Annotated in this window: 26 protein-coding genes and 1 tRNA gene; 17 read left to right on the forward strand and 10 right to left on the reverse strand. The window is 61.4% G+C overall.

Annotation, left to right across the window (positions count from 1 at the left end; genetic code table 11):
- Positions 1-109 precede the first annotated feature (109 nt).
- Positions 110-988 (forward strand): LOG family protein, encoded by an 879-nt coding sequence (locus D4A92_RS08815; RefSeq protein WP_203019350.1) that lies wholly within the window; start codon positions 110-112, stop codon positions 986-988.
- 39 nt (positions 989-1,027) lie between these two features.
- On the opposite strand, the gene D4A92_RS08820 is transcribed toward D4A92_RS08815, so the two are convergent.
- Together D4A92_RS08820 and D4A92_RS08825 are read right to left on the reverse strand one after the other, a co-directional pair.
- Positions 1,028-1,711: a calcium-binding protein gene (locus D4A92_RS08820; RefSeq protein WP_203019351.1), complete on the reverse strand. Its 684-nt coding sequence runs from the start codon at positions 1,709-1,711 to the stop codon at positions 1,028-1,030.
- 107 nt (positions 1,712-1,818) lie between these two features.
- Positions 1,819-2,538: a pyrimidine 5'-nucleotidase gene (locus D4A92_RS08825; RefSeq protein ID WP_203019352.1), complete on the reverse strand. Its 720-nt coding sequence runs from the start codon at positions 2,536-2,538 to the stop codon at positions 1,819-1,821.
- Between the two features lie 319 nt (positions 2,539-2,857).
- Between D4A92_RS08825 and D4A92_RS08830 the strand changes: the two genes are divergently transcribed.
- Both D4A92_RS08830 and D4A92_RS08835 read left to right on the forward strand, forming a co-directional pair.
- A complete protein-coding gene (locus D4A92_RS08830) occupies positions 2,858-3,772 on the forward strand; it encodes an EamA family transporter (protein WP_203019353.1) in 915 nt (304 codons plus the stop codon).
- A 273-nt stretch (positions 3,773-4,045) separates the two neighbouring features.
- The gene (locus D4A92_RS08835) at positions 4,046-5,542 is read left to right on the forward strand and encodes an MFS transporter (RefSeq protein ID WP_203019354.1); all 1,497 of its coding nucleotides are present in this window, start codon (positions 4,046-4,048) and stop codon (positions 5,540-5,542) included.
- Between the two features lie 21 nt (positions 5,543-5,563).
- On the opposite strand, the gene argB is transcribed toward D4A92_RS08835, so the two are convergent.
- Positions 5,564-6,451 (reverse strand): acetylglutamate kinase, encoded by an 888-nt coding sequence (gene argB, locus D4A92_RS08840; protein ID WP_203019355.1) that lies wholly within the window; start codon positions 6,449-6,451, stop codon positions 5,564-5,566.
- A 174-nt stretch (positions 6,452-6,625) separates the two neighbouring features.
- Here argB and D4A92_RS08845 point away from each other — a divergent pair, with 174 nt between their 5' ends.
- The 3 genes from D4A92_RS08845 (at position 6,626) to D4A92_RS08855 (ending at position 8,612) form a co-directional block, all read left to right on the forward strand.
- Positions 6,626-7,171, forward strand: coding sequence for a sigma-70 family RNA polymerase sigma factor (locus D4A92_RS08845; protein WP_203019356.1), 546 nt, complete (start codon positions 6,626-6,628; stop codon positions 7,169-7,171).
- Positions 7,158-7,874 (forward strand): anti-sigma factor, encoded by a 717-nt coding sequence (locus tag D4A92_RS08850; RefSeq protein WP_203019357.1) that lies wholly within the window; start codon positions 7,158-7,160, stop codon positions 7,872-7,874. Before D4A92_RS08845 ends, D4A92_RS08850 begins: the two co-directional genes overlap by 14 nt.
- 180 nt (positions 7,875-8,054) lie before the next feature.
- Positions 8,055-8,612, forward strand: a complete 558-nt coding sequence (locus D4A92_RS08855) for a fasciclin domain-containing protein (protein WP_203019359.1) — start codon at positions 8,055-8,057, stop codon at positions 8,610-8,612.
- Between the two features lie 58 nt (positions 8,613-8,670).
- On the opposite strand, the gene yihA is transcribed toward D4A92_RS08855, so the two are convergent.
- The 5 genes from yihA to rpmH are packed head-to-tail and all read right to left on the reverse strand — an operon-like array spanning position 8,671 to position 12,694.
- On the reverse strand, positions 8,671-9,330 hold the full coding sequence (gene yihA, locus D4A92_RS08860) for a ribosome biogenesis GTP-binding protein YihA/YsxC (RefSeq protein ID WP_203019361.1): 660 nt from the start codon (positions 9,328-9,330) through the stop codon (positions 8,671-8,673).
- 48 nt (positions 9,331-9,378) lie between these two features.
- A complete protein-coding gene (locus D4A92_RS08865) occupies positions 9,379-10,287 on the reverse strand; it encodes a DMT family transporter (RefSeq protein ID WP_203019363.1) in 909 nt (302 codons plus the stop codon).
- 57 nt (positions 10,288-10,344) lie between these two features.
- Positions 10,345-12,135 (reverse strand): membrane protein insertase YidC, encoded by a 1,791-nt coding sequence (yidC, locus tag D4A92_RS08870; RefSeq protein ID WP_203019365.1) that lies wholly within the window; start codon positions 12,133-12,135, stop codon positions 10,345-10,347.
- Positions 12,135-12,524, reverse strand: coding sequence for a ribonuclease P protein component (gene rnpA, locus D4A92_RS08875; protein WP_069042425.1), 390 nt, complete (start codon positions 12,522-12,524; stop codon positions 12,135-12,137). Before rnpA ends, yidC begins: the two co-directional genes overlap by 1 nt.
- A gap of 32 nt (positions 12,525-12,556) precedes the next feature.
- Complete coding sequence (gene rpmH / locus D4A92_RS08880) at positions 12,557-12,694, reverse strand: 50S ribosomal protein L34 (protein WP_006727993.1); 138 nt, start codon at positions 12,692-12,694, stop codon at positions 12,557-12,559.
- Positions 12,695-13,078: 384 nt separating this feature from the next.
- On the opposite strand from rpmH, the gene D4A92_RS08885 reads away from it, so the two are divergent.
- From D4A92_RS08885 to D4A92_RS08900, 4 genes are all read left to right on the forward strand, one after another.
- Positions 13,079-14,566 (forward strand): sensor histidine kinase, encoded by a 1,488-nt coding sequence (locus D4A92_RS08885; protein ID WP_203019366.1) that lies wholly within the window; start codon positions 13,079-13,081, stop codon positions 14,564-14,566.
- 117 nt (positions 14,567-14,683) lie between these two features.
- A tRNA-Arg gene (locus D4A92_RS08890) sits at positions 14,684-14,760 on the forward strand.
- 284 nt (positions 14,761-15,044) lie between these two features.
- The gene (locus tag D4A92_RS08895; RefSeq protein ID WP_203019368.1) at positions 15,045-16,085 is read left to right on the forward strand and encodes a proline racemase family protein; all 1,041 of its coding nucleotides are present in this window, start codon (positions 15,045-15,047) and stop codon (positions 16,083-16,085) included.
- 157 nt (positions 16,086-16,242) lie between these two features.
- Positions 16,243-16,977 (forward strand): Crp/Fnr family transcriptional regulator, encoded by a 735-nt coding sequence (locus D4A92_RS08900; protein ID WP_054149102.1) that lies wholly within the window; start codon positions 16,243-16,245, stop codon positions 16,975-16,977.
- 14 nt (positions 16,978-16,991) lie between these two features.
- Here D4A92_RS08900 and D4A92_RS08905 read toward each other — a convergent pair whose 3' ends face one another.
- Both D4A92_RS08905 and D4A92_RS08910 read right to left on the reverse strand, forming a co-directional pair.
- Positions 16,992-17,420, reverse strand: a complete 429-nt coding sequence (locus D4A92_RS08905; protein ID WP_203019370.1) for an RbsD/FucU family protein — start codon at positions 17,418-17,420, stop codon at positions 16,992-16,994.
- Entirely contained in the window at positions 17,404-18,648 is a 1,245-nt protein-coding gene (locus tag D4A92_RS08910; protein ID WP_203019371.1) for an ROK family transcriptional regulator, read from the reverse strand. The genes D4A92_RS08905 and D4A92_RS08910 overlap by 17 nt, the downstream gene beginning before the upstream one ends.
- Positions 18,649-18,879: 231 nt before the next feature.
- Here D4A92_RS08910 and D4A92_RS08915 point away from each other — a divergent pair, with 231 nt between their 5' ends.
- From D4A92_RS08915 to D4A92_RS08945, 7 genes are all read left to right on the forward strand, one after another.
- On the forward strand, positions 18,880-19,905 hold the full coding sequence (locus tag D4A92_RS08915) for a sugar ABC transporter substrate-binding protein (RefSeq protein WP_203019372.1): 1,026 nt from the start codon (positions 18,880-18,882) through the stop codon (positions 19,903-19,905).
- 139 nt (positions 19,906-20,044) lie between these two features.
- Positions 20,045-21,127: an ABC transporter permease gene (locus tag D4A92_RS08920; RefSeq protein ID WP_203019373.1), complete on the forward strand. Its 1,083-nt coding sequence runs from the start codon at positions 20,045-20,047 to the stop codon at positions 21,125-21,127.
- Positions 21,127-21,909 carry an ATP-binding cassette domain-containing protein gene (locus D4A92_RS08925; protein WP_006727985.1) on the forward strand — a complete coding sequence of 261 codons (783 nt, stop codon included), beginning with the start codon at positions 21,127-21,129 and terminating at the stop codon, positions 21,907-21,909. The genes D4A92_RS08920 and D4A92_RS08925 overlap by 1 nt, the downstream gene beginning before the upstream one ends.
- Entirely contained in the window at positions 21,906-22,529 is a 624-nt protein-coding gene (locus D4A92_RS08930) for a nucleoside triphosphate hydrolase (RefSeq protein ID WP_203019374.1), read from the forward strand. The genes D4A92_RS08925 and D4A92_RS08930 overlap by 4 nt, the downstream gene beginning before the upstream one ends.
- Positions 22,530-22,731: 202 nt before the next feature.
- Positions 22,732-23,127, forward strand: coding sequence for a response regulator (locus D4A92_RS08935; protein ID WP_203019375.1), 396 nt, complete (start codon positions 22,732-22,734; stop codon positions 23,125-23,127).
- Positions 23,128-23,144: 17 nt separating this feature from the next.
- Positions 23,145-23,639: a molybdopterin-dependent oxidoreductase gene (locus tag D4A92_RS08940; protein ID WP_203019376.1), complete on the forward strand. Its 495-nt coding sequence runs from the start codon at positions 23,145-23,147 to the stop codon at positions 23,637-23,639.
- A gap of 2 nt (positions 23,640-23,641) precedes the next feature.
- The gene (locus tag D4A92_RS08945; RefSeq protein ID WP_203019377.1) at positions 23,642-25,897 is read left to right on the forward strand and encodes an ATP-binding protein; all 2,256 of its coding nucleotides are present in this window, start codon (positions 23,642-23,644) and stop codon (positions 25,895-25,897) included.
- Positions 25,898-25,911: the final 14 nt, after the last annotated feature.

Raw genomic sequence — 25,911 nt, forward strand, 5'->3', positions numbered from 1 at the left:
TGGGGATGGAAACGATCAGGACCTGATCGAAAATTCGCGCAAAGCTCTAGCGCATAAAGGGCTGGAAGAAAACAGCCGCAGGAGCTCTGCGCTTTGGAAAGGAAGAGGCATGGCACGGTGGAAGAACGGCAAGCACAGGCGCAAGGACGGATCCTGGGATCCCTTGAAGGATAGCTCGACCGACAAGCAGACAGCTGAAGTCATTCCGCGCACCCCGCAATCGGCGTCTTCGTCCTATACGCTGGCCTATGTCGACGACGAATTCCTTTGCCGCGAGGAACTGCGCCCGGTCCGTCTGCAGCTCGAACTGCTGAAGACCGAGATGATCCTGACCGAGCGCAGCATCAAGTCGACGGTCGTCATGTTCGGCGGCGCGCGCATCCCAGCACCTGGCGAAGCTGCCTGGGCGGCGAAGAACGATATCCAGAAGAAGAACCTGGAAGACGCTTCGATCTATTATGAGGAAGCCCGCAAGTTTGCTCAGCTCTGCTCTGAGCATGCACAACACAGCGACTACCAGGAATATGTGGTCGTGACCGGCGGCGGACCGGGTGTCATGGAAGCTGGCAATCGCGGTGCTCAGGAGGTCGGCGCGCCCTCGATCGGCCTCAACATCGTCCTGCCGCACGAACAGGCGCCCAACCCCTATGTGACGCCGGAACTCAGCTTCAACTTCCACTATTTCGCCATCCGCAAGATGCATTTCCTGATGCGCGCCAAGGCGATCACCATCTTTCCAGGCGGCTTCGGCACGCTGGACGAATTTTTCGAAACGATCACGCTGATCCAGACCAAGCGTATGGCGCCGATCCCGCTGATCCTTTTCTCCCGCGCCTTCTGGGAGGACATCGTCAACTTCGAGGCGCTTGCCGCCTTCGGCACGATCGCCCCTGACGATCTCAAGCTTTTCCAGTTTGCCGAAACGGCCGAAGAGGCCTGGAAGATCATCGCGGACTTCTATGATCTCAACGAAGAAACGGCCCCGTAAGGGGCCGTTTCGGCACTCATCGATCTGCGGAGATCCGCATCAGCGGAACATCACCGGCCGCTTCGGCATGTCGTCGGCGCTGATGAAACCGTCATTGTTGCGGTCCATGCGGGTGAACATCCGGTCGACCATGGCGGTGGCCTCCGCCTGGCTGATCTGGCCGTTTTCGTCGGTATCGGCCACCCGCATCATGCGACCTGCGCCGCGCATACCATCCGGACCACGACGATTTTCACCGCGCTCGGCACGTTCATTGTGCCAACCTTGACGCTTGCCGTGCGGGCCCTTGCCATCGCGCGCTTCGCCACGCGGGCCGTCGTTCATGGCCTGCTCCTGCGGTGCATCACCCGGGGGTAGGGTGGGTGCGTCGGCCTTGGCCGCTTCCCGTGCCGCCTGGCGCTCGGCCCGCATGGCTTCACGGTTGGCCTTGTACTCCTCGCGCATCGCTTCGCGGTGCTGGCGTATCTCGCCTGGTGTCAGCACGCCGTCCTTGTCGGCATCGATGGCGGCAAACAGCGCGGTGCTTGCTGCTGTCGCTTCTTCCTTGCTGATCTTGCCGTCTTTGTTGGTGTCATGCTGCTGCAGCATCTGCACGAACATCGCTTCCGGACCACCACGGCCGGGGCCCCGGCGTTCACCGCGGTCCTGTGCGAAGGCGCTGCCAGCCGTGCCGATCATCAGAGAGGCGGCCACGGCGGCCAGCGTCAGGGTCTTGCCGTTCATTTGGTATCCTTTCGAGTATCTGCTTCGATGGGATGACCGTAGAGGCGGGCGGGCTCAGGCCCTACTTAACTCTCGGTAAGCTGCATGAAACTTTCGTAAGCTTGCGCTCACACTGCATGGGAGAGCAGCCGCTGCAGGAAGGTCGTGAGATCGTCGGTGAGATAGTCGACGACATCGGCATCGATATGCTCGACCCGCTCCCAGGTCTCCAGGATCGCGGTATCCAGATTGCGCGGCACAAGCAGCACGGTCTTCATGCCCAGCGCCTTAGGCACCATCAGATTGCGCGGCAGGTCCTCGAACATGGCGGCATGTTTGGTGTCGATGCGGTTCAAACTCGCGAACTTGTCATAGGTTGATCCGGCAGGCTTGGGTACGTAATCGGCAGCGACAATGTCGAAGATGTCGTCGAAATGGTCGAGGATGCCGAGTGCCCGCGCAGCCGCTTCCGCATGCGCAACCGTGCCGTTGGTGAAGATGAATTTTCGACCCGGCAGCTGCTTGATCGCAGTGCCCAACGCCTCGTCCGGGATCAGGGCCGAATAGTCGATCGCATGCGCCCGCTCTAGAAACGCGTTCGGATCGACCTTGTGGTGCAGCATCAGTCCGGCGAGCGTCGTGCCGTGTTCATGGTAGTAGCGCTTCTGCAGCAGTTTCGCCTCTGCCGGCTCCATCTGCAGCAATTCAGCCACGAAACCGGTCATGTTCGTGTCGATCTGCGCGAAGAGATTGATGTGATGCGGATAGAGCGTGTTGTCGAGGTCGAAGACCCAGTCGCGCACATGGGAAAAGTCGGCGGGCGAGGGGATCTTGGCTGGCGTGTTCATCATGTCCTCTTGGGCAGTGCGAAGGGCCTGACGACATCAGGCGCGTTGCCTCTAATTAGCATTGGTCGCCGCTTCGGGAAGTGCTATCTGGGAAAGATGGGAAAGAAGATGGCGATTTCGGCGATGGAACGGGTCGTGGTCCTGCAGGATCGCAAGCGCCTGCCCGCGCGCTTCCATCCGGTGAGTTCAGGCACGATTCGCCAGCGTCAGGCGTGAGCCGCAGGACCTGAGGCGTAAGCTCAAGGCCTAACCGCGACCTTTTCCGATCTCCTGCCGCAAGCCGACACCCCCGCGCTTCGGCCTTTCTGGACGCTTTCCCATGGAACTCTGGGCCCTCATCACGGTTGGTAGCGCCTTCCTGCAAAACCTGCGCTCGACGCTGCAGAAACACCTCAAAGGACGGATGGGCACGACAGGTGCGACCTTCGTCCGCTTCGGCTTCGGCCTGCCCTTCGCCTTCCTCTACCTCGCAATCCTGCACCTCGGCCTCGACCGTCCCCTGCCGGTGCCAGGGCTGACCTTTGCGATCTGGGCGGTCATCGGGGCACTCGCGCAGATCACGGCGACCTTCCTGCTTGTGCACCTTTTTTCGTTCCGTAACTTCGCCGTCGGCACTGCCTATTCGCGCACCGAACCCGCGCAAGCGGCTTTGCTGGCGCTTCTTCTGTTCGGCGAAACGATCGGCTTGGGCACGACCGCCGCAATTCTCGTCTCGATCCTCGGCGTCATGCTGATTTCCGTGGCGCGCACGGCCTTCACGCCCTTGAGCCTTGTCACCTCTGTGGGCAGCCGCACGGCTCTGATCGGCCTCGCCTCCGGTTTCTTCTTCGGCGTCTCCGCGATCGCCTATCGCACCGCCTCGCTGTCACTGTCCCCGAGCCTGCCCGCACCGGATGCCATGGTGCAGGCCGGCTACACGCTCTGCGTCGTCATCACGATCCAGACCCTGTCGATGTTTCTCTGGATGGCCTGGCGTGATCGGACAGAGCTGACCCGCGTCCGGGCCGCCTGGAAAGTCAGCGCCCTCGTCGGCTTCGTCGGCGCCACGGCCTCCTTCGGCTGGTTCACGGCGATGACCCTGCAGCAGGTGGCGGTGGTGAAAGCCTTGGCTCAGGTCGAGATGCTCTTCACCTTTGCGTCGTCAGTGCTGTTCTTCAAGGAGAGGATCAACAGGCTGGAGATTGCGGGATGCGTGCTGATTGTGTTCGGGGTCTTGTTGTTGGTTCTGGTGTGAGGAGGGGCGCGACGCGCATCTCCCCCCTTGCGGTTTCGCAAGAGGGGGGCTCGGTGAGCTTTGCGCCAGCGGAACCTTGCCCCTCTCTGGGAAAATCTGAAGTTTAGGCGGCTTGCGCTCGCCTAAGCCTTCGATTTTCCATCCTCTCCCGCAAGGGGGAGAGGAACGCCGCCACGGCCGACTCACCACGACGGACACCCTTGCCCCGTTGCGACCCATCCCGCTGCGCGATACACCGGACGGCACAAGCGCGCCGAGGGCGGGGAGACAAAAGTGCACACCAAGACACCCGCGTCACCAACGATCAGCGCCGACGCCGAACAGCCATACCCCAAGCGCTGGACGGCGCTGGCGGTCATGATGCTGGCAAACTTCATGAACCTGCTCGATGTCACCATCGTTAATGTCGCGCTGCCGAGCCTGCAATCCGAGCTTGGCGCGACCTCCAGCCAGATCGAATGGGTGGTCGCTGGCTACGTGCTGGTCTTTGCGCTCGGGTTGTTGCCGTTTGGCCGGCTCGGCGATGTCCGGGGCAAGAAGCAGGTCTTTCTGGTCGGCGTGGCGGCCTTCACCTTTGCCTCGCTGCTGTGCGGTCTCGCGCCCGATATCGGCTGGCTGGTGGTGGCGCGGTTGTTGCAGGGCGCGGGGGCTGCGGTGATGACGCCTCAGGTGCTGGCGATTGCCCAGATGATGTTCCCGCCGAAAGAGCGCGCTGCGGCCTTCTCCTTGTTCGGCCTCAGCGCCGGCCTCGCTTCGGTGTCCGGCCCTATCCTTGGCGGGTGGCTGATCAGTCTCGATGTACTCGGACTTGGCTGGCGGCCGATCTTTCTCATCAATATTCCAGTCGGGATCATGACCATCCTGCTCGGCTGGCGTCTGATCCCGGCACTTCCGCCCAAGCCCGGCCTGAAGAACGATTTCGTCGGCATCATTCTGGCTGCCCTGACGATCTTTTGCATCATCTTCCCGCTGATCGAGGGACGCGGTTTCGGCTGGCCCCTTTGGTGCTTCGTGATGGTCGCGATGGCCATTCCTTTTGGCGTGGCTTTCGGCTTCTGGGAGCGTCGCCAGCACCGGATCAAGGCACCGGAACTTTTACCCGTCGCGTTGATGAAAAACCGCAACTATGTCATCGGCTCGCTGATGACCGCGACCTTCTTCTCGACCCTCCCGGGCTTCTTCCTGATCTTCGCGATGTTCCTGCAGCAAGGCTATGGCCTCACCCCGCTGCAGTCGGGCATGACCACCGTGCCCTTTTCCGTCGGCATCTTCGTCGCCTCGCTCATCTCTGGCCGCCTCGGTAGTATTGCGCCGCGCATCCGCGTGGTGGCCGGTGTCGTCATGGTGATGATCGGCATGGGATTTTTGCGTGCCGAGATTCAGACCTTGGGAGAGAGCATTGACCGCATGGCGCTCCTGCCCTGGTTTCTTCTGAGCGGCCTTGGCATGGGCATCGCGATTGCGCCGATGTTCCAGCTCGTGCTGGCTGGCGTGCCGCCGCAGGATGCGGGCGGCGGATCGGGCGCGCTTCAAGCCATCCAGCAGGTGGGAAGTGCGCTCGGCATTGCGATCGTCAGCGAGATCTTCTTCTCGGATCTGGCGCGCAATGCCGCCGCGGGGATGTCGGGACAGGAGGTTTATGCCGAAGGCCTGAGCCTCGGCCTCATCTACAACTTCGTCGCCTATGCGATCGTGCTGATCGCGGTTGCCTTGATGCGCACGGTGACACCGGGAAGCGAGAAGCTGGAGCGTCCGCTGCCGATCGAGTGACCGGCAGCGTTGAGATCCGGGTCAGGGAACGAGCAGCGTGCCCGCACCCGTCTCGGTGAAGAGTTCGAGCAGCACGGAATGGGCGGTCTTGCCGTTCAAGATGACCACACCCTGGACGCCGGCCTGGATCGCTTCGATGCAGGTCTCGACCTTCGGGATCATGCCGCCTGAGATCGTCCCGTCCTTGATCAGCGCATGGGCTTCAGCGACCGACAGTTCCTTGATCAGCTTGCCATCCTTGTCGAGAACGCCGGGCACGTCGGTGAGGAAAAGCAGGCGCGAGGCATTGAGCGCGCCTGCAATTGCACCGGCAAAGGTGTCCGCATTGATATTGTAGGTGGCGCCATCGCGGCCAGGCGCAACCGGCGCGATGACCGGGATCATTTCGGAGCGGGCAAGCAGGTCGAGCAGGGTGCGGTCCACTTCGACGACGTCACCGACGAAGCCGAGGTCGAGCACGCGCTCGATATTGCTGTCGGGATCGCGGACCTTCTTCTGCGCCTTTTCGGCAAAGACCATGTTCCCGTCCTTGCCGCAAAGCCCGATCGCCCATTCGCCGGTCTGGTTGATCAGCGCGACGATTTCCTTGTTGATCGAACCGGCCAGCACCATCTCGACGATCTCGACCGTCTTCTGGTCGGTGACGCGAAGACCGTTCTCGAAGCGTGATTCGATGCCCATGCGGGCAAGCATCGCCCCGATTTGCGGGCCGCCGCCATGCACGACGATCGGGTTGACGCCGGACTGCTTCAGAAGCGCGATATCGGCAGCGAATGCCTTGCCGAGCTCCGGATTGCCCATGGCATGACCGCCGTATTTCACAACGATGGTCTTGTTTTCATAGCGCTGCATGAAGGGCAGGGCCTGGGCGAGAAGCCTGGCCTGCGTTTCGCTTTCGGAAGCCGTCATCGGATACCCTCGTTCTGGATCGCGGCCTTTTAGCGCATCCGGACGACAGAGGGAATAATTGTCCGGCAATATAAGCGACCCATGATGGGCGCATCATGACATGCTTCTTCTTCTCGTCGCATTGTCTGCTGAAAATGGTGCTCTATATCTCGGCCAACTGCACCAGGGGGCTTCATGGAACGCGACGATATCGGCGGCTTGCTGGCCCGCGTGGCGCTGAAGGACCGTGCCGCCTTTTCTCTGCTCTATGGTCGCATTTCGGCGAAACTTTTCGCCATCTGTCTGCGTATGCTGAAAGACAGGGGAGAGGCTGAAGAGGCTCTCCAGGATGTGTTCGTGAAGATCTGGCACAAGGCCGGGACCTATACGGGTGCGGGCGACAATGCCTATCCCTGGCTCTGCGCGATCGTCCGCTACCATTGCATCGATCGTCTGCGCGCACGGCGGCCGGAAGGAGAAGACATCGAAGCTGCGGCCGATATTGCCGATCTGGCGCCCGATCCAGAAGAGCATGCGGTGCTCAGATCCGAGGGCGGCCGCATTGACACCTGCCTGGAGGCATTGGATCCTGATCGGGCGCTCGCCGTTCGCCAGGCCTATGTCGAGGGGCTGTCCTACCAGGAGCTGGCGGATCATTTCGCCGTTCCGTTGAACACGATGCGCACATGGCTGCGGCGCAGCCTTTTGAAACTGAGAGAGTGCATGGATGAGCACGCCTGACCAAAGCAAGGGAGACCGGTCGCGAGATGAAGTTCTCGCGGGCGAATATGTCCTCGGTGTCCTGAGCGGAACTGAGCGGCAGAAGGTGGACGCGCGCCTGCGCCACGACCGACAGTTCGCCGCCATGGTCAAGCGCTGGGAAGAGAACCTCATCCAGTTCAACGACGATTACGCCGAGGTCGCAGCCCCGGATCAGCTGTTTTCGAAGATCGAGGATCGGCTGTTTGCGTCTCCTGCCGCGGTCGCGGCGGTAAAGGGCAGCCTGTGGAATTCGCTGGTACTCTGGCGGGGCCTGAGCTTTGCTTCCATTGCGGCACTCGGTCTAGTGTTCGGGCTCGATTATGCAGAACGCATGCGTCCGAAGCCGCAGGCGGCGCTGACCGCCGAACTCGCTGGCGAGAACCAGGCGATTGCCCTGCATGCACGCTACGACGGGAACTCGGGCCGCCTCGCTGTCACCCCCGTCGCAAGCGGCGGTGCTGATGAGAAATCACTCGAACTCTGGCTCGTAGAGGGTGAGCAGGCACCGATATCGCTCGGCGTATTGCCCCAGACCGGGCAAGGCGAACTCGACGTTCCCGAGGCGCTGCGCGCGCGCCTGACGGAAGGTGTCGTGCTGGCCGTCAGCCTTGAGCCTTTCGGCGGCTCGCCGACCGGACAAGCCACGGGGCCTGTCGTGGCGCTCGGCGAAGTTCGTCCCTGACGAAGAAATTCTGTCATGAATTCAATGGATTGGTTTCAGGCGGTCGATTTTTTCGGGCCGCCTGAAACTTCTTTGGACAACCCGCCGTCCTTGGTGGTGTTCCCGCTGAGGAATGCCCCGATGTCCCGCCCGAACCGCAGGGACACGATCGTGAACACCAAGGATAAGAGGATACCTTCAATGTTCAAGACCGCTCTTCGCCCGCTCGCATTCTCCGCAGCCATCTTGGCAGGGGCTGCCGCAGCCTATGCCGCCAATCCGATGGTCGGCGGTGGTGAAATGCTCGAAACCAAGAACATCGTCGAAAACGCCGTCAACTCGCAGGATCACACGACGCTCGTTGCCGCCGTCCAGGCAGCCGGTCTCGTTGAAACCCTTTCGGGCGCCGGTCCGTTCACCGTCTTCGCTCCGACCAACGAGGCCTTCGCCAAGCTGCCGGCCGGCACGGTCGACACGCTGCTGAAACCTGAGAACAAGGAACAGCTCACCAAGGTCCTGACCTGCCACGTCGTGGCGTCGGAAGTGATGGCGGAAGCCCTCGTCAAGATGATCTCCGACAATGGCGGTGAAGCCGATGTCGCGACCGTCGGCGGCTGTGTCCTGAAGGGCAAGGCGGCCGACGGCAAGGTGACGCTGACCGACGAAAACGGCGGCGTCTCGACCGTGACCATCGCGGACGTCAAGCAGTCGAACGGCGTCATTCACGTCGTCGACGCGGTGATCCTGCCGAAGATGTAAGGAATACGGTTCGACCCGGTCACCGCCTGATCGGGCCGATCTGATCGGAGCCTGAGCGTCAAAGGCTCCGACCGATGGCCTCGCTGATTGCCCCGCGCAATTGGTCGAGGCCATCACCTTTTTCAGAAGATGTCGAAAGCACGACAGGGAAGGCTGCGGGGCGCTTCTTGATCTTTTCCTGCGTCTCCGCAATCAGCTTCACGACACCTGGGGCCTTGATCTTGTCGGTCTTGGTCAGCACGATCTGGTAAGAGACGGCGGCCTTGTCGAGCAGCGAAAGCACCTCGTCATCGTTCTTCTTGATGCCGTGACGGCTGTCGATCAGCACATAGACGCGCTTCAGCGTCGCGCGACCCCGAAGATAATCGAAGACGAGCTTCGTCCAGGCATCGACATGTTCCTTCGGCGCCTGCGCATAGCCGTAGCCGGGCATGTCGACGAGCGCCATCGGCGGCAGGTCGCCTGCCCCGCCGGAATAGCCGTCGGGCACGAAATAGTTGAGTTCCTGCGTGCGACCGGGCGTGTTCGAGGTGCGAGCCAGGCCTTTCTGGCCGACGAGCGCATTGATCAGCGACGACTTGCCGACATTCGAGCGTCCGGCAAAGGCCACTTCAAGCGGCCCTTCTGGCGGCAGGAATTCCATCGACGGCACGCCGCGGATGAAGATCCAGGGGCGGCCGAAAAGCGGCTGGTCGGGTTTGTCGTGTATTTCGGTCATGGGCTGGCCTTTCGTAAGCGGGACAGATCCCGGTTTTGGCCCGGAAAGTCAAGCAGCCGCGGTCGGGACCGGACGCGAGGCCTGCCGCGCATGGCTGATCAGATAGGTGAACAGGGCGGCCATGACGAGCGCGCCGCCGATGATCGTGCGCCCCGACGGGATCTCGTTATGCAGAAGGACCATCCAGACAGGCGCAAGGATCATCTCGGCGGTGCCGAGAAGCGCCGCGAGTGCCGAGGGGATCATCCGGGCACCGGTGACGTAGAGCGCCATGCCGAGCCCGAGATTGAGGGCGCCGAAGCAAAAGAGCAAGGTGAGGTCCTGGAAGCCGACGGCAAAGGCGCCGGCCTGGCTTGCTGCGATAGCGCAGGCGATGAAGGAGCCGCCGCAGGCAGCCGGCGTCATGCGGATGCCGGGATAGCGGCGGGTCAGCACTGTCATGCAGGCGAAGATTGCCGGGATCGCCGCAGCAAGCGCCAGTCCGAGGATCGAGCCACCTTCGCCGATCGAGGACGAGACCATGATTCCCACACCGAGGATGACCGCACCGATGGCACCCCAGGTGACCGGCGTGATCGGTTCCCCGAGCACGACGCGCGCGAGAAGGGCTGCAAACAGCGGGATGGATGCCATGAACAGCACGACATTGGCTACCGGTGTCATGGTGACGGCAAGCACGAAGAAGGTCGAGACGAGGGCAAAACCGACGGCGATGCAGAAGCCCGGCCAGCCCATGGCGCGGAACAGGCGGATCGTGCCATCGATCCGGTCACGGATCAGCATGAAGGCAAGGAGAAAAAGGCCAGCGAACAGGCAGCGCCAGAACACGATCGTCCAGCCGTCCTCCACGCCGATGAATCGCTGGATAGCACCGCCATAGCTCCAGGCGACTGCCGAGCCGGCAACGAGAGCAATGCCAAGCCAGGAGCGTTGTGCGGAGGAGGATATGTCTGCCATGGGCCTGAATCTCGATCACCATAGAAAAAGCCCCGGCTTGGCCGGGGCTTTTGATCGTCACTTGGTCTGGGCCGGTTTCCGGCGGAACGTATTGGCGATGTTCTTGAACAGTTCGATCTCCACGCCGTGACGTTTCATGATCAAGGCCTGCTGCAGGATCGACAGCGTGTTGTTCCACGCCCAGTAGATCACGAGGCCAGCCGGGAACGTGCCGAGCATGAAGGTGAAGATAACGGGCATCCAGTTGAACAGCATCGCCTGGGTCGGATCCGGCGGCGTCGGATTCATGCGCATCTGGACCCACATGGTCACACCCATGATCAGCGGCCAGACGCCGATCATCAGGAAGAGCGGAGGGGTGAAGGGCAGCAGCCCGAACAGATTGAAGAGGCTCGTCGGATCGGGAGCGGAGAGATCCTGGATCCAGCCGAAGAACGGCGCATGACGCATCTCGATCGTGACGTAGATGACCTTGTAGAGCGCGAAGAAGACCGGGATCTGCAGGAGCACCGGCCAGCAGCCGGCCACTGGATTGATCTTCTCTTCCTTGTAAAGCGCCATCATCGCCTGCTGCAGACCCATGCGGTCGTCGGCATACTTGGTCTTCAGTTCTTCGAGCTTCGGCTGCACACGCTTCATGTTGGCCATGGAGGCGTACTGCTTGTTGGCGAGCGGGAAGAACAGCAGCTTGACGACGATGGTGGTGAGCAAGATGGCTACGCCGAAATTGCCGACGAGATGGAAGAAGTAGTCCATCAGGTGGAACATTGGCTTGGTGATGAAGTAAAACCAGCCCCAGTCGATCATCAGGTCGAACTTCGGAATGCCGAGGCTTTCCTGATAGCTGTCGATGACCGGAACCTGCTTGGCTCCAGCGAACAGCAGGGTCTTGACCGAGGTGCTCTGGCCGGCCGGAATGCTCACGGCATCGTTCTTGTAGTCGGCCTGGAAACGGGCCTGACCGTCGGTGAAGTAGGAGAAGCGCGATTCGTAAGGCAGGGTCTGCTGCGGGATCAGCGATGCGGCCCAGTACTTGTCGGTGATCCCGAGCCAGCCGCCGGTCGCCTTGGCATTGGTGATCGCGGCTTCTTCGACATCCGAATAGTCGTGCTCGACCAGGCTGCCTTCGGCGCCGAGAACGCCGAGGAAGCCTTCATGCAGAACGAAGATCGAAGGCGTGCTCGGCTTGTTGTAGCGGGTAACGCGGCCGTAAGGCGCGAGGCTTGCGGAGGCAGCGCCATTGTTGACGATCTGGTCCTCGACGGTGAACATATAGTGTTCGTCGACCGAGATGGTGCGGGTGAAGGTGAGGCCGGCCTCGTTCGTGTAGGTCAGCGTCACCGGTGTCGCTTCCGTGAGCGTGGCACCTTCCGGCGCGGTCCAGACGGTGTTCGGACCCGGAACCGATCCGGCATTCTCACCGGCGATGAAGCCGAGTTCGGCGAAATAGGCATCACGCGTTTCGGCAGGGTTGAAGAGCGTGACGATCGGGCTCGTCGGGTCGACGGTCTCGCGATACTGCCGGAGTTTCAGATCGTCGAAGCGAGCGCCGGTCAGGTTGATGGAACCTTCGAGGTCCTGGGTTTCGATGGCAATGCGTGCAGTTGTGGCAACGGCGGCATCGCGGCTTGCTTCCGGATTTGTGACCCCTCCCGCCGGCAAGCTGCCGTCAACAGTGGCGGTTGGGTTCGTTGCCTGCTGCTCGGCCTGTGCCTGCTGCTGGGCGATCTGCGCCTCCTGAGCCTGACGCTGGGCCTCGATACGCGGGTTCATATAGAAGAACTGCCAGGCGAGTACGATCACCACCGATAAGGCAATCGCGATGAAATAGTTGCGGTTGTTCTGCATCACTCTTTCCTGGGAGCGGTCTTGTTTGACCGGGAGTTATTCGTCTGGCGGTTTTCGATGCGCAGGATCAATTGCCGGGACAATTGATCGAAAGGCACATCCAGTACCTCGCGCCGGGCGACAATGACATAGTCGTGTCCCGGCTGCATTGCAAACGCCGCATTCAGTCGCACGGCTTCTTTCAGCCTGCGCCGCATGCGGTTACGTTCCACTGCATTGCCATGTTTCTTGGTGACCGTGAAGCCCACGCGGGGCGGCGCGTCATCCTTGCGGTCGAGAACCTCCAGCAGGAAGGTGCGACCCTTGCGCGCTTCGCCGTGCCTGACGGCGAGGAACTGAGGCCGGCTCTTGAGCCGGCCAACAGATGTCTTGGAGTCCGTGGACGTCATGGGCCCGTCAGTCTCGTCGGGCTCATCCGGCCTTAGGCCGAAAGCTTGGCGCGGCCGCGAGCGCGGCGAGCGTTGAGCACCTGACGGCCGCCCTTGGTGGCCATACGCGCACGGAAGCCGTGGCGGCGCTTGCGAACAAGCTTGGAAGGTTGGAAAGTACGCTTCGACATTTATTTAATACCGCGGGGTGCGGCCCTTCTTGGATGTGCAAATTGCAACAGCGTTTTGGTTCGTCGCACGGGTAAGCGCCGCCGGGCGCCTGTTTCCGAACGTGCGCGGCTTATAGTGTCAGGGGGCGCAGGAGTCAATCAGGTCGCCGTGATGCCTTTATCCTGCGAATGAAGGCGAAAAAACCTCGCCTTGCCACACATCCGCCACGCCGCTTCCTTCGTTAAGGTTGGTAACCCCGCGAAAGAACATGACCAAACTTTCATGTTTCTTCACGGCTTGCGCGTGCTAGGCATTGAAAACACCGCTTTACACTGGCGTCGTCACGTCGTTTTGGGCAGCGTCACAATTGCGCGACAGACACGGACGACAAGGAATGAGGGCCGATGTTCGACCGGCAGGACAGTCATCTGCAGGCCGACCTCTCCGAGGGGTATGCCATGCCGTCCCGGATCAGGGGGCTCTCCGGCAAACTCCTGTGGCTGACGATCGCCTTTGTCATGCTGGCCGAAATCCTGATCTTCGCGCCGTCCGTCGCGACGATGCGCCAGCGCTGGCTGCAGGATCGGCTGAATACGGCGGCTGCCGCCGGCGTGGTGATCGACGGGCTACAGCCACTGGAACTGCCGCGCAACGTCCAGGAAGATACGCTGACGACCACGGGAACGAAGGCCATCGTGCTTCGCAAGGATGGTACCTCGCGCCTGCTTGCCGTGACCGAGATGCCGAACGAGGTGGATGCCGCCTTCGACCTCTCGGATTATTCGGAACTAGGGTCGATCCGCGACGCCTTCTATACGCTGATTTTTGGCGGCGACCGTCTGCTGCGCGTCTACGGGCCCATCGCGGAAGGCAGTGATGTCACCGTCGAGATCGTCATGGACGAAGCGCCGCTGCGCAAGGCCATGCTTGGCTATGCCCGCAACATCCTCTTCGTATCCTTGATTATTTCCGTCATCGCTGCCGTGTTGATGTTCCTGGCGATCAATCGCGTGATGATCATGCCGGTGCGGCGTCTGGCCCGCAGCATGCAGGTGTTTGCGGAAAATCCCGAAGATCCCGCCCGCGTGTTGCCGCCGACCGTCGGGAATGACGAGATCGCGGTCGCGGGGCGTCATCTTTCACGGATGCAGGACCAATTGCAGAAGACGCTGCGCCAGCAGAAGACGCTCGCCGACCTCGGTCTCGCCGTCTCCAAGATCAATCACGACATGCGCAACATCCTGGCCTCGGCCCAGCTGATGTCCGACCGCCTGGTCGATGTCGATGATCCCCTGGTGAAGAGCTTTGCCCCCAAGCTCTTGCGGACCATCGATCGCGCCGTCGGTTACACCAGCGAGGTTCTCTCCTATGGCCAAACCTCGGAAGCCGAGCCGCGTCGTCGCCGCTTCCTTCTGTCGGAAGTCTGCCAGGAGGTTCGGGACCTCCTGCATCTAGGCCACGAGGCGGGTATCGAATTCATCGACAATGTCGGCGTCGACATCGAAGTGGATGCCGATAGCGAACAGCTCTTCCGCGTAATTCACAACATCTGCCGCAATGCCGTCCAAGCGCTGGCCACTTTCACGCCTGACGATCCCGAGCATGGACGGCGCATCACCTTGTCCGCCCAACGGACCGGGTCGGTCGTCGCGATCGTCATCGACGACACGGGGCCCGGCATGCCCCGCAAGGCGCGGGAAAACCTGTTCACCGCCTTCCGCGGTTCCGCGCGTTCGGGCGGCACGGGGCTCGGTCTTGCGATTGCCCGCGAGCTTGTGATCGCCCATGGCGGCACAATCGCGCTTGTGGAAAAACCGGGTCCCGGCACCATGTTCCGCGTTGAAATCCCTGACAGGCCAGTGGCTCTCGACGATTGGCGCGCCCGCGCGTGAGATCGTCCCGCAAGGCACGTGACAGGAAAATGACTCTTTTTTCAAATGGGCGCTTGCAATCCTGATCGTCCCGTTTTAGAGGATCGCCACACGCCGACGCACAGTCGGTTTTGGCAAGCACCCGTAGCTCAGCTGGATAGAGCACCAGACTACGAATCTGGGGGTCAGAGGTTCGAATCCTTTCGGGTGCGCCATTCCTTCTTCCTTTGATAGTGATCCGAGTGTAGGTCTCAGCGGCTAGGCGAGAGCTCGTTGCGATGTAGCTCCCGTGGGCTTCAACGCGGGTGATCGCGGAGGCGTTTCACAAGCACGCAATAAAAGCACTTGGATATCTCGTTCCTCTGATTTAACACGGCGCCGGCAACGTTGCAGGTCGCCACCTGTGATGTATCCCCTTGAGATGTCGCATAAGCTTGTGCTCTTGAAGGGCAGGGGCCCGTTTTCGCGGCGGGCTGGTCGACCGGCATGGGGTAATGACATGAGATGGAAGCGCACTCTTCAATTGCTCGACGTTCACGCCGAGGGTGAAATCGGAAAGGTTGCCGTCGGTGGCGTGCCGAAGATCCCGGGTGAGACGGTGGCGGAGCAATTGCTTTGGCTGAACACCGATCCCAAGGGCGAGGCGCTGAGACGCATGCTGGTGCTTGAGCCGCGCGGCGCGCCGATCGGTTCCGTCAACCTGCTGCTGCCGCCGAAGACCCCCTCCGCCGATGCCGCCTTCGTCATTCTCCAGCCCGACCAGGCCCATGCGAGCTCCGGCTCCAACTCGATCTGCGTGACGACGGCGCTTCTGGAAAGCGGTATGGTCGAGATGCAGGAGCCCGAGACGATCGTCATGCTGGAAACGGCAGCCGGCCTCGTCAAGGCGACCGCGACCTGCCGTGACGGGCGCTGCGAGCGCGTTAAGCTCACCATGGTGCCGTCCTTCGTACACGAACTGGATGTGACGCTCGACACCGAACAATGGGGTCGCATCACCTTCGATCTGAGCTATGGCGGCATCTTCTACGCGCTTGTCGATGTCGGTCAGGTCGGGCTCACGATCGAAAAGGGCAATGCCCGGGCGCTGGTCGAGGCCGGCATGATCCTGAAGGAAGAGATCAATCGCAAGATCCCGGTGGTCCATCCCGAGATCCCCGCGATCTCGGGCGTGGCCTATGTGATGTTCCGTGATGTCGATCCTGACGGGGCAATCCGCACCTGCACCACGATGTGGCCGGGGCGCGTCGATCGCTCGCCCTGTGGCACCGGCAACTCGGCCAATCTGGCGACGCTCCATGCACGTGGCAAGGCGAAGATTGGCGACGTGATGCTGTCGCGGTCGATCATCGGCTCCGAATTCGAGGTCGGACTCTCGGCCCTGTCGGATGTGGCCGGACGTCCCGCTGTTATCCCTACCATCAGCGGTCGCGGTTTCACCTTCGGACTGCATCAGGTGGCGCTTGACCCCTTCGATCCCTTCGAGCGGGGCTTTGCGCTCACCGACGTCTGGGGACCGTCCTCCGGCTCCATCGGTTGACTCTTGCGCACCGGTTTCTGCATTGTTTCAAATTGAATGAAATTCGATGCTCTACGGTAGCCGAATTGTAAGGGTCTTGGTTTTCGACATCTTGCTAAGCATCGATACCGGCGAATAAGTAAGCTCCATCGTCATGAACGCGACAAGTATTCCGTAAATGAAAGCAAACGCTACGACAGGCTCCGCCCTGCCGCTTCCGGCAACCACGCTTCCGACACTGCGCGGATGTGCGATTTTTTCTGGTCTCACGCCGGAAGAGGACCGCGAGTGGCTTTTGCGCTGCCATTCTCGCACGCTGAGTGCCGGCGAAAGTCTGGTCGATTTCGAGGATATGTCCAAGGATGTCTTCATCGTCCAGACGGGCGAGATCCGCGCCGTGCTGCGTTTCTCCGTCGGTAAGGAGGCCATTCTCGGCAGCTTCAAACGCGGCGACATCCTCGGCGAGCAGTCGGCCATCGATGACATGGCGCGATCCGCAAGCCTCATGGCTGTCAGCGACGCAACAGTGACCGTGATCCCCTGCATCGTCTTTCTCGACATCCTGCGGCAGAGATCGGATGTCGCGCTGGCGCTGCTGCAGCTTCTGTCGAAGCGTATCCGGGCGATGAACGACCGTTTGTCCGAGCTGTCGTTTCTCGACACCAAGCACCGCCTTTACAACACGCTGCTCAGGCTTTCGCGCGTGCGCAACGACGGAGGTCGCGAACGCATCATTTCGCCGCCGCTGGTGCATGCGGAATTGGCAGAACATATCGGCGCAAGCCGTGAAACGGTGTCGCGCGAAATGTCGAGGCTGGCGCGCGAGCAGCTGGTGGAGCGCACCAGCCGTGCCATCGTTCTGAAGAATCCCGTGGAGCTCTCCCGACGGATCTCGCGCGCCCTTGAGGGCTGAGTGCGGCCACCCGATCAGGGGTAGATGACGCCCTTGCGCAGGATGACATTGGCGTAGAGCCGCGGCTCACCCGTCTGTACGACAGTATGGGCGGCCTTTACCCGGTTGTAGAAATCAGCGCCGATCAGCTTGGTCACGGGGACCTTCGGCTCATGCATTGCGCAGCAGTCGATGATCTCCTGATGCACCGGATCGATCTGGTCGGGCTTGCCGCCGACGACAGAGCGAAAGATCGCTTCCGGCACGAAGTCGTCGACCGGCATCACGCTGAGGATCGCGTTTAGCACGGGCACGAGGTGATGCCCGTCGAGGCGAACCAGCCGTCTTGCATGCTCCAGCGCTGGATAGTTGCCGTCGACGATCGCGATTTCGTCGCCATGCCCCATGGCGCGCAGGGTGGCGAGGAGCTCTGGGCTCAATAGGGGGTCAATGCCCTTCAGCATGGGTGGTATCCTTGAACAACACGGTTTGATCGATGAGGTAGCGGTCGAAGATCGGCAGGCTGGCGCCGCCGATGGCGCGGGCCTGATCGCCGACCTCACCTTCGACGATGTCGGGAATGACCACGCCCTGAAGGTCGAGGCGGTTCATCGCCTCGATGGTGGCCTTGACCAGGCGATGGCGAACCCAGGCCGGGAAGCCGCCATCGATGATCGCGGCGGCAAAGTCGATGATCGACGCGGCCGCGATCACGGCCTGTGCGAGCGCCGCCGCCGTATCCTGGATCCAGATTTCCAGTGGCTCGCCGAAGTCGATCCATTCTTCCGCCGCATACCAGAGCGGCTGCGGATCGAGCCCGCGTTCGCGCAGCAGGTTCTCGAGTACGAAGATCGAGGCAATGTCGAGAAGCTGGCGCGTCTGGCCGTGTTTGTCGCGGACGGGCAGGGGCCCTATGGCTCCTGCGGTCCCGGTTCGACCGACGAAAAGAGACGAATTGACGACGATGCCGCCGCCAATGAACGAGCCAATATAGAAGTAGACGAAATCCGGATAGCGCTGGCCTGCGCCAAACACCAGTTCTGCCCCGCAGGCACTGGTCGCGTCGTTGCGCAGATAGACGGGATGCGCCATGCGGCTCTGGACCTCAACCTGAAGGTCGACCTTGCGCCAGATATCCATCGCCCCTTCCGGTGCGCCGACTTCCTCGGCCCAGTTCCAGAGTTCGAATGGGGCGGCAATGCCGATCCCGGCAATGCGGGCCCGCGTGGTTTCGTCCATCTCAGCTTCCATGGCGGCGATGCCGTCGCAGATGAAAGGCAGCAGATGGTCCGGATGGGGGTAGCGATAGGTGCGGTGGCGTTGCTCCCGGATTGTGCCTGCAAAATCCATCAGCACGAGGTCTGCGCTGCGGCGGCCAATCTTAACGCCGAAAGAGAAGACGGCTTCCGGGTTGATGAACATCGGGACGGAGGGCTGGCCCACGCGGCCGCGGATCGGTTCGCCGCGCATCAAGAGTTCGTCGCTTTCGAGCGAGCGCATGATGACCGAGACGGTCTGGGCGGAAAGGCCGGTGAGGCGTGCGATGTCGGCCTTCGAACAGCCGGGATTCTGCCGAACCAGTGACAGCACCAGCCGCTCGTTATAGGCGCGCACGCGCACCTGGTTCGAGCCGCCGCCGGCGCTCACCCTGGGCGCCGGATCCGCCAGTCGTGCATGATCATCCTGTGACACTGAAGGCCGCTCCTCCCGACCGCTTCCTTTTACGAAAGCGCTCGCAGAATGTCACACCGATTTAATAATTCAACTGGATTTATTTATTGACAGCTGAAATCTCCTCATGTTCTAAATGGGCCCGTGGAGGAGTGGATGCCTGATGGCAGCCGATCGGATCGCCGGAAGGTGATCCGTGCCGACACGCTGCGGCCGGAGGAGCTGGCCGACACCATTCGGGAGGATTACCAAATGAAAAAGTCTCTGATCACTGCTGCCCTGTCGACCCTGGCCCTCGGCGTTGTTTTCGCCGCCCCGGCGCAGGCAGCCGACGTTTCTGCCTGCCTCATCACCAAGACCGACACCAACCCCTTCTTCGTCAAGATGAAGGAAGGCGCGACCGCCAAGGCCGCCGAACTCGGCGTGAGCCTGAAGTCCTATGCCGGTAAGATCGACGGCGATTCGGAAAGCCAGGTTGCCGCCATCGAAACCTGCATTGCCGATGGCGCAAAGGGCATCCTGCTTACCGCATCCGACACGCAGGGCATCGTTCCGGCCGTCCAGAAGGCCCGTGACGCAGGACTCCTCGTCATCGCCCTCGACACGCCGCTGGAGCCGATCGACTCCGCCGACATGACCTTCGCGACCGACAACCTTCTCGCCGGGGAACTGATCGGCAAGTGGGCTGCTGCAACCCTCGGCGACGCCGCCAAGGACGCCAAGATCGCCTTCCTGAACCTCACGCCTTCGCAGCCGTCGGTCGACGTCCTGCGTAACCAGGGCTTCATGAAGGGCTTCGGCATCGACACCGTCGACATCAACAAGATCGGCGACGAAACCGATCCGCGTATCGTTGGCCATGACATCACGAACGGCAACGAAGAAGGCGGCCGTACCGCCATGGAAAACCTTCTCCAGAAGGATCCGTCCATCAACGTCGTTCACACGATCAACGAACCGGCAGCTGCCGGCGCCTATGAAGCGCTGAAGGCTGTTGGCAAGGAAGGTGACGTGCTGATCGTGTCGGTCGACGGCGGTTGCCCGGGCGTCAAGAATGTCGCCGAAGGCGTCATCGGTGCGACTTCGCAGCAGTATCCGCTGCTGATGGCATCGCTCGGCATCGAGGCGATCAAGAAGTTCGCAGACACCGGCGAAAAGCCGGCTGCGACCGAAGGCAAGAACTTCTTCGACACGGGCGTCGCTCTCGTCACCGACAAGCCGGCAGCTGGCGTCGAGTCGATCGACACCAAGGTCGGCACCGAGAAGTGCTGGGGCTGATCGAACTCCTGCGCCTGAACTGAAACGGCGGCGGGAGTTCGTCTCCCGCCGCCAGGCGCAACGCCCGGCCTTTGCGCGGCGGCAGGCCGGGCGTATCCTTCATGTAGAATACTAAGACCAACGGCAGGGAGGATGACCCATGCAGCCGGCCAATCCCGAGACGCGGACCACGCAGGAATTTGAGAAGGTCCTAACGTCGAGTTCGACCGAAGTCGCCTCGTTCGACCGTCACGAAAAGAGTGCGCTCGAGCGCTTCCAGCATTTCCTGCATTCGAGCCCGGCAGCCGTAGCGCTCATCGTGCTTGTGCTGTCGATCGCCGTCTTCGGCATAATTCTCGGCGGCAAGTTCTTCTCCGCCTTCACACTGACCCTCATTCTCCAGCAGGTTGCCATCGTCGGTATCGTCGGAGCGGCGCAGACGCTGGTCATCCTGACGAAGGGTATCGATCTCTCGGTCGGCGCCATCATGGTGCTCTCCTCGGTCGTCATGGGTCAGTTTGCCTTCCGCTACGGCCTTCCTCCCGAGCTGGCTGTGATCTGCGGTCTTGGCGTCGGCGCCTTCTGTGGCTTCATCAACGGCGTGCTCGTGGCGCGCATGAAGCTGCCGCCCTTCATTGTCACACTCGGCATGTGGCAGATCGTGCTCGCCACCAACTTCCTCTATTCCGCCAACGAGACGATCCGCAGCCAGGACATCGACGCCAACGCGCCGATCCTCAAGTTCTTCGGCGAGAACATCCGCATGGGTGGCGCGGTGCTGACCTATGGCGTTATCGCCATGGTGCTCCTCGTTGCACTCCTCTGGTACGTGCTGAACCACACTGCCTGGGGCCGCCACGTCTATGCGGTCGGTGACGATCCGGATGCGGCGGAACTCGCAGGCGTCAACGTCAAGCGCATGCTGATCTCCGTCTACACGCTGTCCGGCCTCATCTGCGCACTCGCAGGCTGGGCGCTGATCGGCCGTATCGGTTCGGTGTCCCCGACCGCCGGCCAGTTCGCCAATATCGAATCCATCACGGCCGTGGTGATCGGCGGCATCTCGCTCTTCGGTGGGCGTGGCTCGATCCTCGGCATGATCTTCGGGGCGTTGATCGTCGGTGTCTTCCAGCTCGGCCTGCGTCTGATCGGCACGGACCCGCAATGGACCTATCTCTTGATCGGCGTACTCATCATCGCCGCCGTCGCAATCGACCAGTGGATCAGAAAGGTAGCAGGCTGATGACCCAGGAACCCATTCTCACAGCCCGCGGTCTGGTCAAGCGTTACGGCCGCGTCACGGCCCTCGACCAGGCAGACTTCGATCTCTATCCGGGTGAGATCCTTGCCGTCATCGGCGACAACGGTGCCGGAAAGTCTTCGCTGATCAAGGCGATTTCCGGTGCCGTGATACCGGACGAGGGCGAGATCCGCCTCGATGGAAATCCGGTGCAATTCCGCTCGCCGATCGAGGCGCGCAAGGCCGGCATCGAGACCGTCTACCAGAACCTCGCTTTGTCGCCGGCACTGTCGATCGCCGACAACATGTTCCTCGGTCGCGAACTTCGCAAATCGGGCGTCATGGGCAGTCTGTTTCGCAAGCTGGACCGGCCTGCAATGGAGAAGATCGCCCGCGACAAGCTCTCCGAACTCGGCCTGATGACGATCCAGAACATCAATCAGGCGGTGGAGACGCTCTCGGGTGGCCAGCGCCAGGGTGTGGCTGTGGCGCGTGCTGCGGCCTTCGGCTCGAAAGTGATCATCCTCGATGAGCCGACGGCCGCACTCGGGGTCAAGGAAAGCCGCAAGGTGCTCGAGCTGATCCTCGACGTCCGCTCGCGCGGACTGCCGATCGTGCTTATCAGCCACAACATGCCGCATGTCTTCGAGGTGGCCGATCGCATCCATGTTCACCGCCTCGGAAAGCGTCTCTGCGTCATCAATCCGAAGGACTACACCATGTCGGATGCCGTCGCCTTCATGACCGGCGCCCGTCCGGCCCCAGAGGTCGAGCGCGCCGCATGACGCCGGTGCTGGATGATCTGATCACCGAGATCGAGCGGCGGGCGCAGGATGGTGCCCGCTTGCTCGTTGGCGTCGCCGGACCGCCGGGTGCGGGAAAGTCGACGCTGGCAGATCGCCTGCACGAGATACTCGTGGAGAGGGGCCACCGCAGCGCGGTCCTGCCGATGGATGGCTTCCACCTCGACAATGCAATCCTTGAACAGCGCGGTGACATCGCCCGCAAGGGCGCTCCGCATACCTTCGACATCAGGGGCCTGGGCGACCTGCTGAGAGCCGTCAAGGCCGGCGGCGAAGTCTTCACGCCCGTCTTCGATCGTGACCGCGAACTCGCCATCGCCGCCGCTCGATGCATTGTAGCGGAAGATCGCATCGTCATTGCCGAGGGCAACTATCTGCTGCTGCAGCAGGGGCGCTGGGCGAGCCTCGCGGATCTCTTCGACCTTACCGTCATGGTCGCGCCGCCGATCGAAGAACTGGAGCGCAGGCTCGTGGCACGCTGGACCCATTATGGTCTCACACCGGCACAGATCGAAGCGAAAGTAGAAAGCAACGATTTGCCCAATGGCAGGCTCGTCCTCGAGCGTAGCGCCGCAGCAGATTTTACCTTCCATACCTTCTGATTGCGCCAGGTGCAGAGCATAGTCGAGCCTGCGAAAATTCTTAAGTTCTAATTAAATGTGCCATCGGTAAAATTGTACCGGTTTGGTTCAGCGAATTTCAGCCTCCCCCTGATACAACTCCTCCATGAAAGGTTAACGCAGTTCCCGTCCGGCCTGGAAGGCTGACGGAGCCCGGGCTGGGCGTGTTTATGGGGGTTTGGAAATGGCCATACTAATTGTCGAAGACAATCCGACCAATGCGATGATCATCAAGCATCTCGCAAGGAAGGTCACCGTCGAGGAGATCAAGGTCGCCGGCGACGGCAACACGGCTCTGATGCTGTGTCATGCCGAGAACTTCGAAATGTTGATTGTGGACCACCTGCTGCCGGGTATGTCCGGGCTTCAGTTCGTCAAGGCTGTGCGCCTGATGGACCGTTACCGTGATGTTCCTGTGGTGATGGTGACGGCGGACGACGAGCCGCGTCTTCGCGAAGAAGCAAAAGCCGCCGGTATCACGGACTTCCTGCAAAAGCCGGTTGAAGCGGTCGCCTTCCGCAAGCTGCTTTCGGATCACCTCGGCGCGGGCGCCGTGCATCCTGAACTGCGTTCGGCCTGATCGGAAGGAGCTGCACCATGAAGAGCATTATCGCTGCGATACTTGCAATTGGTCTCTCGGCAACGGCCGCCCTGGCGCTGGAGGCGCCGAGCGGACCGGTCGTGCTGACCGTGACGGGCAAGATCACCAATACCAATGCCGGTGACGCCGCTCAGTTCGACATGGCGATGCTGGAGAAGCTGAAAGGCCGCAAGGGCGAGATGGAAACGCCCTGGACAACTGGCAGGGTCACCTTCGAAGGTCCGCTCCTGCGCGAAGTCCTCGCTGCAGTCGGTGCGACCGGCAAGAGCCTGAAGGTCCGCGCCCTGAACGACTACGCCGCCGATGTGCCGGCTGACGACGCGAAGCTCGACACCATGCTGGCGACCAAGCTCGACGGCAAGCCGATGTCGGTCCGCGACAAGGGCCCGCTGATGCTGGTCTATCCATTCGATCTGAATGCAGACCTTTACAACGAGAAGTACTTCTCGCGGTCTGTCTGGCAGATCAAGGAAATCGAGGTCGGCCAGTGACAATGACAGGCGCCACAGCACGGAAATTTGCAGGCGGAGGCACGGTTGCCTTCGTCCTGCAGACCGTGTCTGCGGTGCTTCTGATCGTGCTTCTGGTGCTCTTCGTCGATATCGCGCGCCAATACCGGATCATGGAGGATGGCGTCCGTGAAAATTCGCTCTGGTCCGTATATCAACTGGACCGCGAAGTGCGGCAGTTCAATCATAGCCTGACCGGTGTAAACGGCGATCCACAGGATGCCCGGCTGCTCGACGAACTGTCCCTGCGCTACGACATCCTCTATTCCCGCGTCTCGATCCTCGATCAGGCAAAATTCGGGACCTATTTCTCCGGCGACGAGCATATTCGCGGCTACATCGCCGCCGTGACGGAAGGTGTCCGCGCGATACAGCCGATGTTCGATGCCTACGCTGCCGGGACGGTGCCTACTTCCGAACAGTTGGCTGAGCTCGACACGGCGCTGGTTTCCATGGGGCGCGTGGCAGAGGATTTCCTGCTCTATACCAACACCCGTGTCAGCCATGAACGGGCAGACAGCCGGTCGACGATCCTCAACTTGGAGCGAACCTCCACCGTCATGTTGACCCTGCTGATGGTGTCGGTGGTCTTCCTCGTCGTCACGCTCAATCGGCAGCTTCGCTCGGTCCGTCAGTCGAGCCACGAATTGCAGGTCATGGCGACCCAATTGAGCGAGGCCTATGAAGCGGCCGATGCCGGTAACCGCGCGAAGTCGCAATTCATGGCCACCATGGGCCACGAGATCCGCACGCCGCTGAATGCGATCCTCGGCATGTCGGAACTGCTCGAACTCTCGGAACTGCCCGACGACACGATCCAGAGCGTCAAGACCATCCGCTCTTCCGGCGAAGCCTTGCTCGAGATCATCAACGAGATCCTCGACTTCTCCAAGATCGAGCACGGCAAGCTGGAGCTGGAAGAGCGTGCCTTCGACGTTTGCGCGCTCGCTGAAAGCACGGTCAGCATCATCCGCGGCCGCGCCGACGATCACGAAAACACCGTGATCCTCGACCTGCCGGATTCTCTGCAGGCGCTTTACGTCAAGACCGACCCGACGCGCCTGCGACAGGTCTTGCTCAATCTGCTATCGAATGCCGTCAAGTTCACTCATCAAGGAACGGTCACGCTGCGCCTGCGTGACTTCTACCGCGAAGGCAAGCTGATGATCCGCTTCGAGGTGGAAGATACGGGCATCGGCATCGATGAGGCCGGCCTCGACAAACTGTTCAAGCCCTTTTCTCAGGTCGATGCCTCGATCAGCCGTCGCTACGGTGGCACCGGTCTCGGCCTCACCATCTGCAAGCAGATCGTTGAAAAGCTGGGCGGTGAACTCGGCATGAGCAGCACTGTCGGCGTTGGTTCGATCTTCTGGTTCGAACTGGGCGTTGTCCCGGTAACCCGCGAAGAAGCGAACGGCCTCGCTGCCAAGGTCGTCGCCGAAGAGACGTTGCCGCGATGCCGCATCCTGTTGGTCGAAGACAACAAGGTGAACCAGATTGTCGCCACCCGTTTCCTGGCGCGACTGGGCCAGGATGTCGAGATTGCCAATGACGGTGCTGAGGCCGTGTCCATTACTCGCGAGCAGCGCTTCGATTTGATCCTCATGGACATGCAGATGCCTGTCATGGACGGCATCGAGGCGACGAAGCGCATCATTGCTGAGCGCGGGCCCTCTGCCGATGTGCCGATCATCGCCATGACCGCCAACGCTTCTGACGACGATCGACGCCGTTGCCTTGATGCGGGCATGCAGGGATTTGAATCCAAGCCAGTGACACTTGAGAGATTGAAGAAAATGATTGCCCATACGACGTCTTCCGCACGCGAAAGTGCGCCGGCAACGGCCACGACGACGGCCCCGCAGAAGCTTGAATTGCCTGAGCTCGATCTCGCCGAGATTCCGCTTCAGGCCATGCCTGCCCTCGGCATCGAGGGATTGGACGAAGCGCGTCACGCCGAACTGGTGGATGCCCTGGGCGAAGAGGTGTTCCAGGAGCTGGTGGAATCCTTCTTCGACGATGCGACCAGTCTGCTTGACGAACTGAACGAGGCCCTTCGCCGCAACGACCCTGAGAAAATCGACCGTGTCCTGCACACCATCAAGGGCGCAGCCTCGAATGTCGGCTTGAATGATCTGGCCGTAAAGGCCCATGCGTTGCGCAGCCAGAGACCGGCTGCTGCGGATATCGAAATGCTGGGCGAGGAAATTCTCGCTCTGAAATTCAAACTGGTTGCCTGAGAAGCACGGAGGCG

The sequence above is a fragment of the Rhizobium rosettiformans genome, assembly GCF_016806065.1.
Classification (GTDB): domain Bacteria; phylum Pseudomonadota; class Alphaproteobacteria; order Rhizobiales; family Rhizobiaceae; genus Allorhizobium.

Coding starts and splice junctions, on each gene's coding strand:
- D4A92_RS08815 (WP_203019350.1), top strand. CDS start 110: ATGGCACGGTGGAAGAACGGCAAGCACAGGCGCAAGGACGGATCCTGG.
- D4A92_RS08820 (WP_203019351.1), bottom strand. CDS start 1,711: ATGAACGGCAAGACCCTGACGCTGGCCGCCGTGGCCGCCTCTCTGATG.
- D4A92_RS08825 (WP_203019352.1), bottom strand. CDS start 2,538: ATGAACACGCCAGCCAAGATCCCCTCGCCCGCCGACTTTTCCCATGTG.
- D4A92_RS08830 (WP_203019353.1), top strand. CDS start 2,858: ATGGAACTCTGGGCCCTCATCACGGTTGGTAGCGCCTTCCTGCAAAAC.
- argB (WP_203019355.1), bottom strand. CDS start 6,451: ATGACGGCTTCCGAAAGCGAAACGCAGGCCAGGCTTCTCGCCCAGGCC.
- D4A92_RS08845 (WP_203019356.1), top strand. CDS start 6,626: ATGGAACGCGACGATATCGGCGGCTTGCTGGCCCGCGTGGCGCTGAAG.
- D4A92_RS08850 (WP_203019357.1), top strand. CDS start 7,158: ATGAGCACGCCTGACCAAAGCAAGGGAGACCGGTCGCGAGATGAAGTT.
- D4A92_RS08855 (WP_203019359.1), top strand. CDS start 8,055: ATGTTCAAGACCGCTCTTCGCCCGCTCGCATTCTCCGCAGCCATCTTG.
- yihA (WP_203019361.1), bottom strand. CDS start 9,330: ATGACCGAAATACACGACAAACCCGACCAGCCGCTTTTCGGCCGCCCC.
- D4A92_RS08865 (WP_203019363.1), bottom strand. CDS start 10,287: ATGGCAGACATATCCTCCTCCGCACAACGCTCCTGGCTTGGCATTGCT.
- yidC (WP_203019365.1), bottom strand. CDS start 12,135: ATGCAGAACAACCGCAACTATTTCATCGCGATTGCCTTATCGGTGGTG.
- rnpA (WP_069042425.1), bottom strand. CDS start 12,524: ATGACGTCCACGGACTCCAAGACATCTGTTGGCCGGCTCAAGAGCCGG.
- rpmH (WP_006727993.1), bottom strand. CDS start 12,694: ATGTCGAAGCGTACTTTCCAACCTTCCAAGCTTGTTCGCAAGCGCCGC.
- D4A92_RS08885 (WP_203019366.1), top strand. CDS start 13,079: ATGTTCGACCGGCAGGACAGTCATCTGCAGGCCGACCTCTCCGAGGGG.
- D4A92_RS08895 (WP_203019368.1), top strand. CDS start 15,045: ATGAGATGGAAGCGCACTCTTCAATTGCTCGACGTTCACGCCGAGGGT.
- D4A92_RS08900 (WP_054149102.1), top strand. CDS start 16,243: ATGAAAGCAAACGCTACGACAGGCTCCGCCCTGCCGCTTCCGGCAACC.
- D4A92_RS08905 (WP_203019370.1), bottom strand. CDS start 17,420: ATGCTGAAGGGCATTGACCCCCTATTGAGCCCAGAGCTCCTCGCCACC.
- D4A92_RS08915 (WP_203019372.1), top strand. CDS start 18,880: ATGAAAAAGTCTCTGATCACTGCTGCCCTGTCGACCCTGGCCCTCGGC.
- D4A92_RS08920 (WP_203019373.1), top strand. CDS start 20,045: ATGCAGCCGGCCAATCCCGAGACGCGGACCACGCAGGAATTTGAGAAG.
- D4A92_RS08925 (WP_006727985.1), top strand. CDS start 21,127: ATGACCCAGGAACCCATTCTCACAGCCCGCGGTCTGGTCAAGCGTTAC.
- D4A92_RS08930 (WP_203019374.1), top strand. CDS start 21,906: ATGACGCCGGTGCTGGATGATCTGATCACCGAGATCGAGCGGCGGGCG.
- D4A92_RS08935 (WP_203019375.1), top strand. CDS start 22,732: ATGGCCATACTAATTGTCGAAGACAATCCGACCAATGCGATGATCATC.
- D4A92_RS08940 (WP_203019376.1), top strand. CDS start 23,145: ATGAAGAGCATTATCGCTGCGATACTTGCAATTGGTCTCTCGGCAACG.
- D4A92_RS08945 (WP_203019377.1), top strand. CDS start 23,642: ATGACAGGCGCCACAGCACGGAAATTTGCAGGCGGAGGCACGGTTGCC.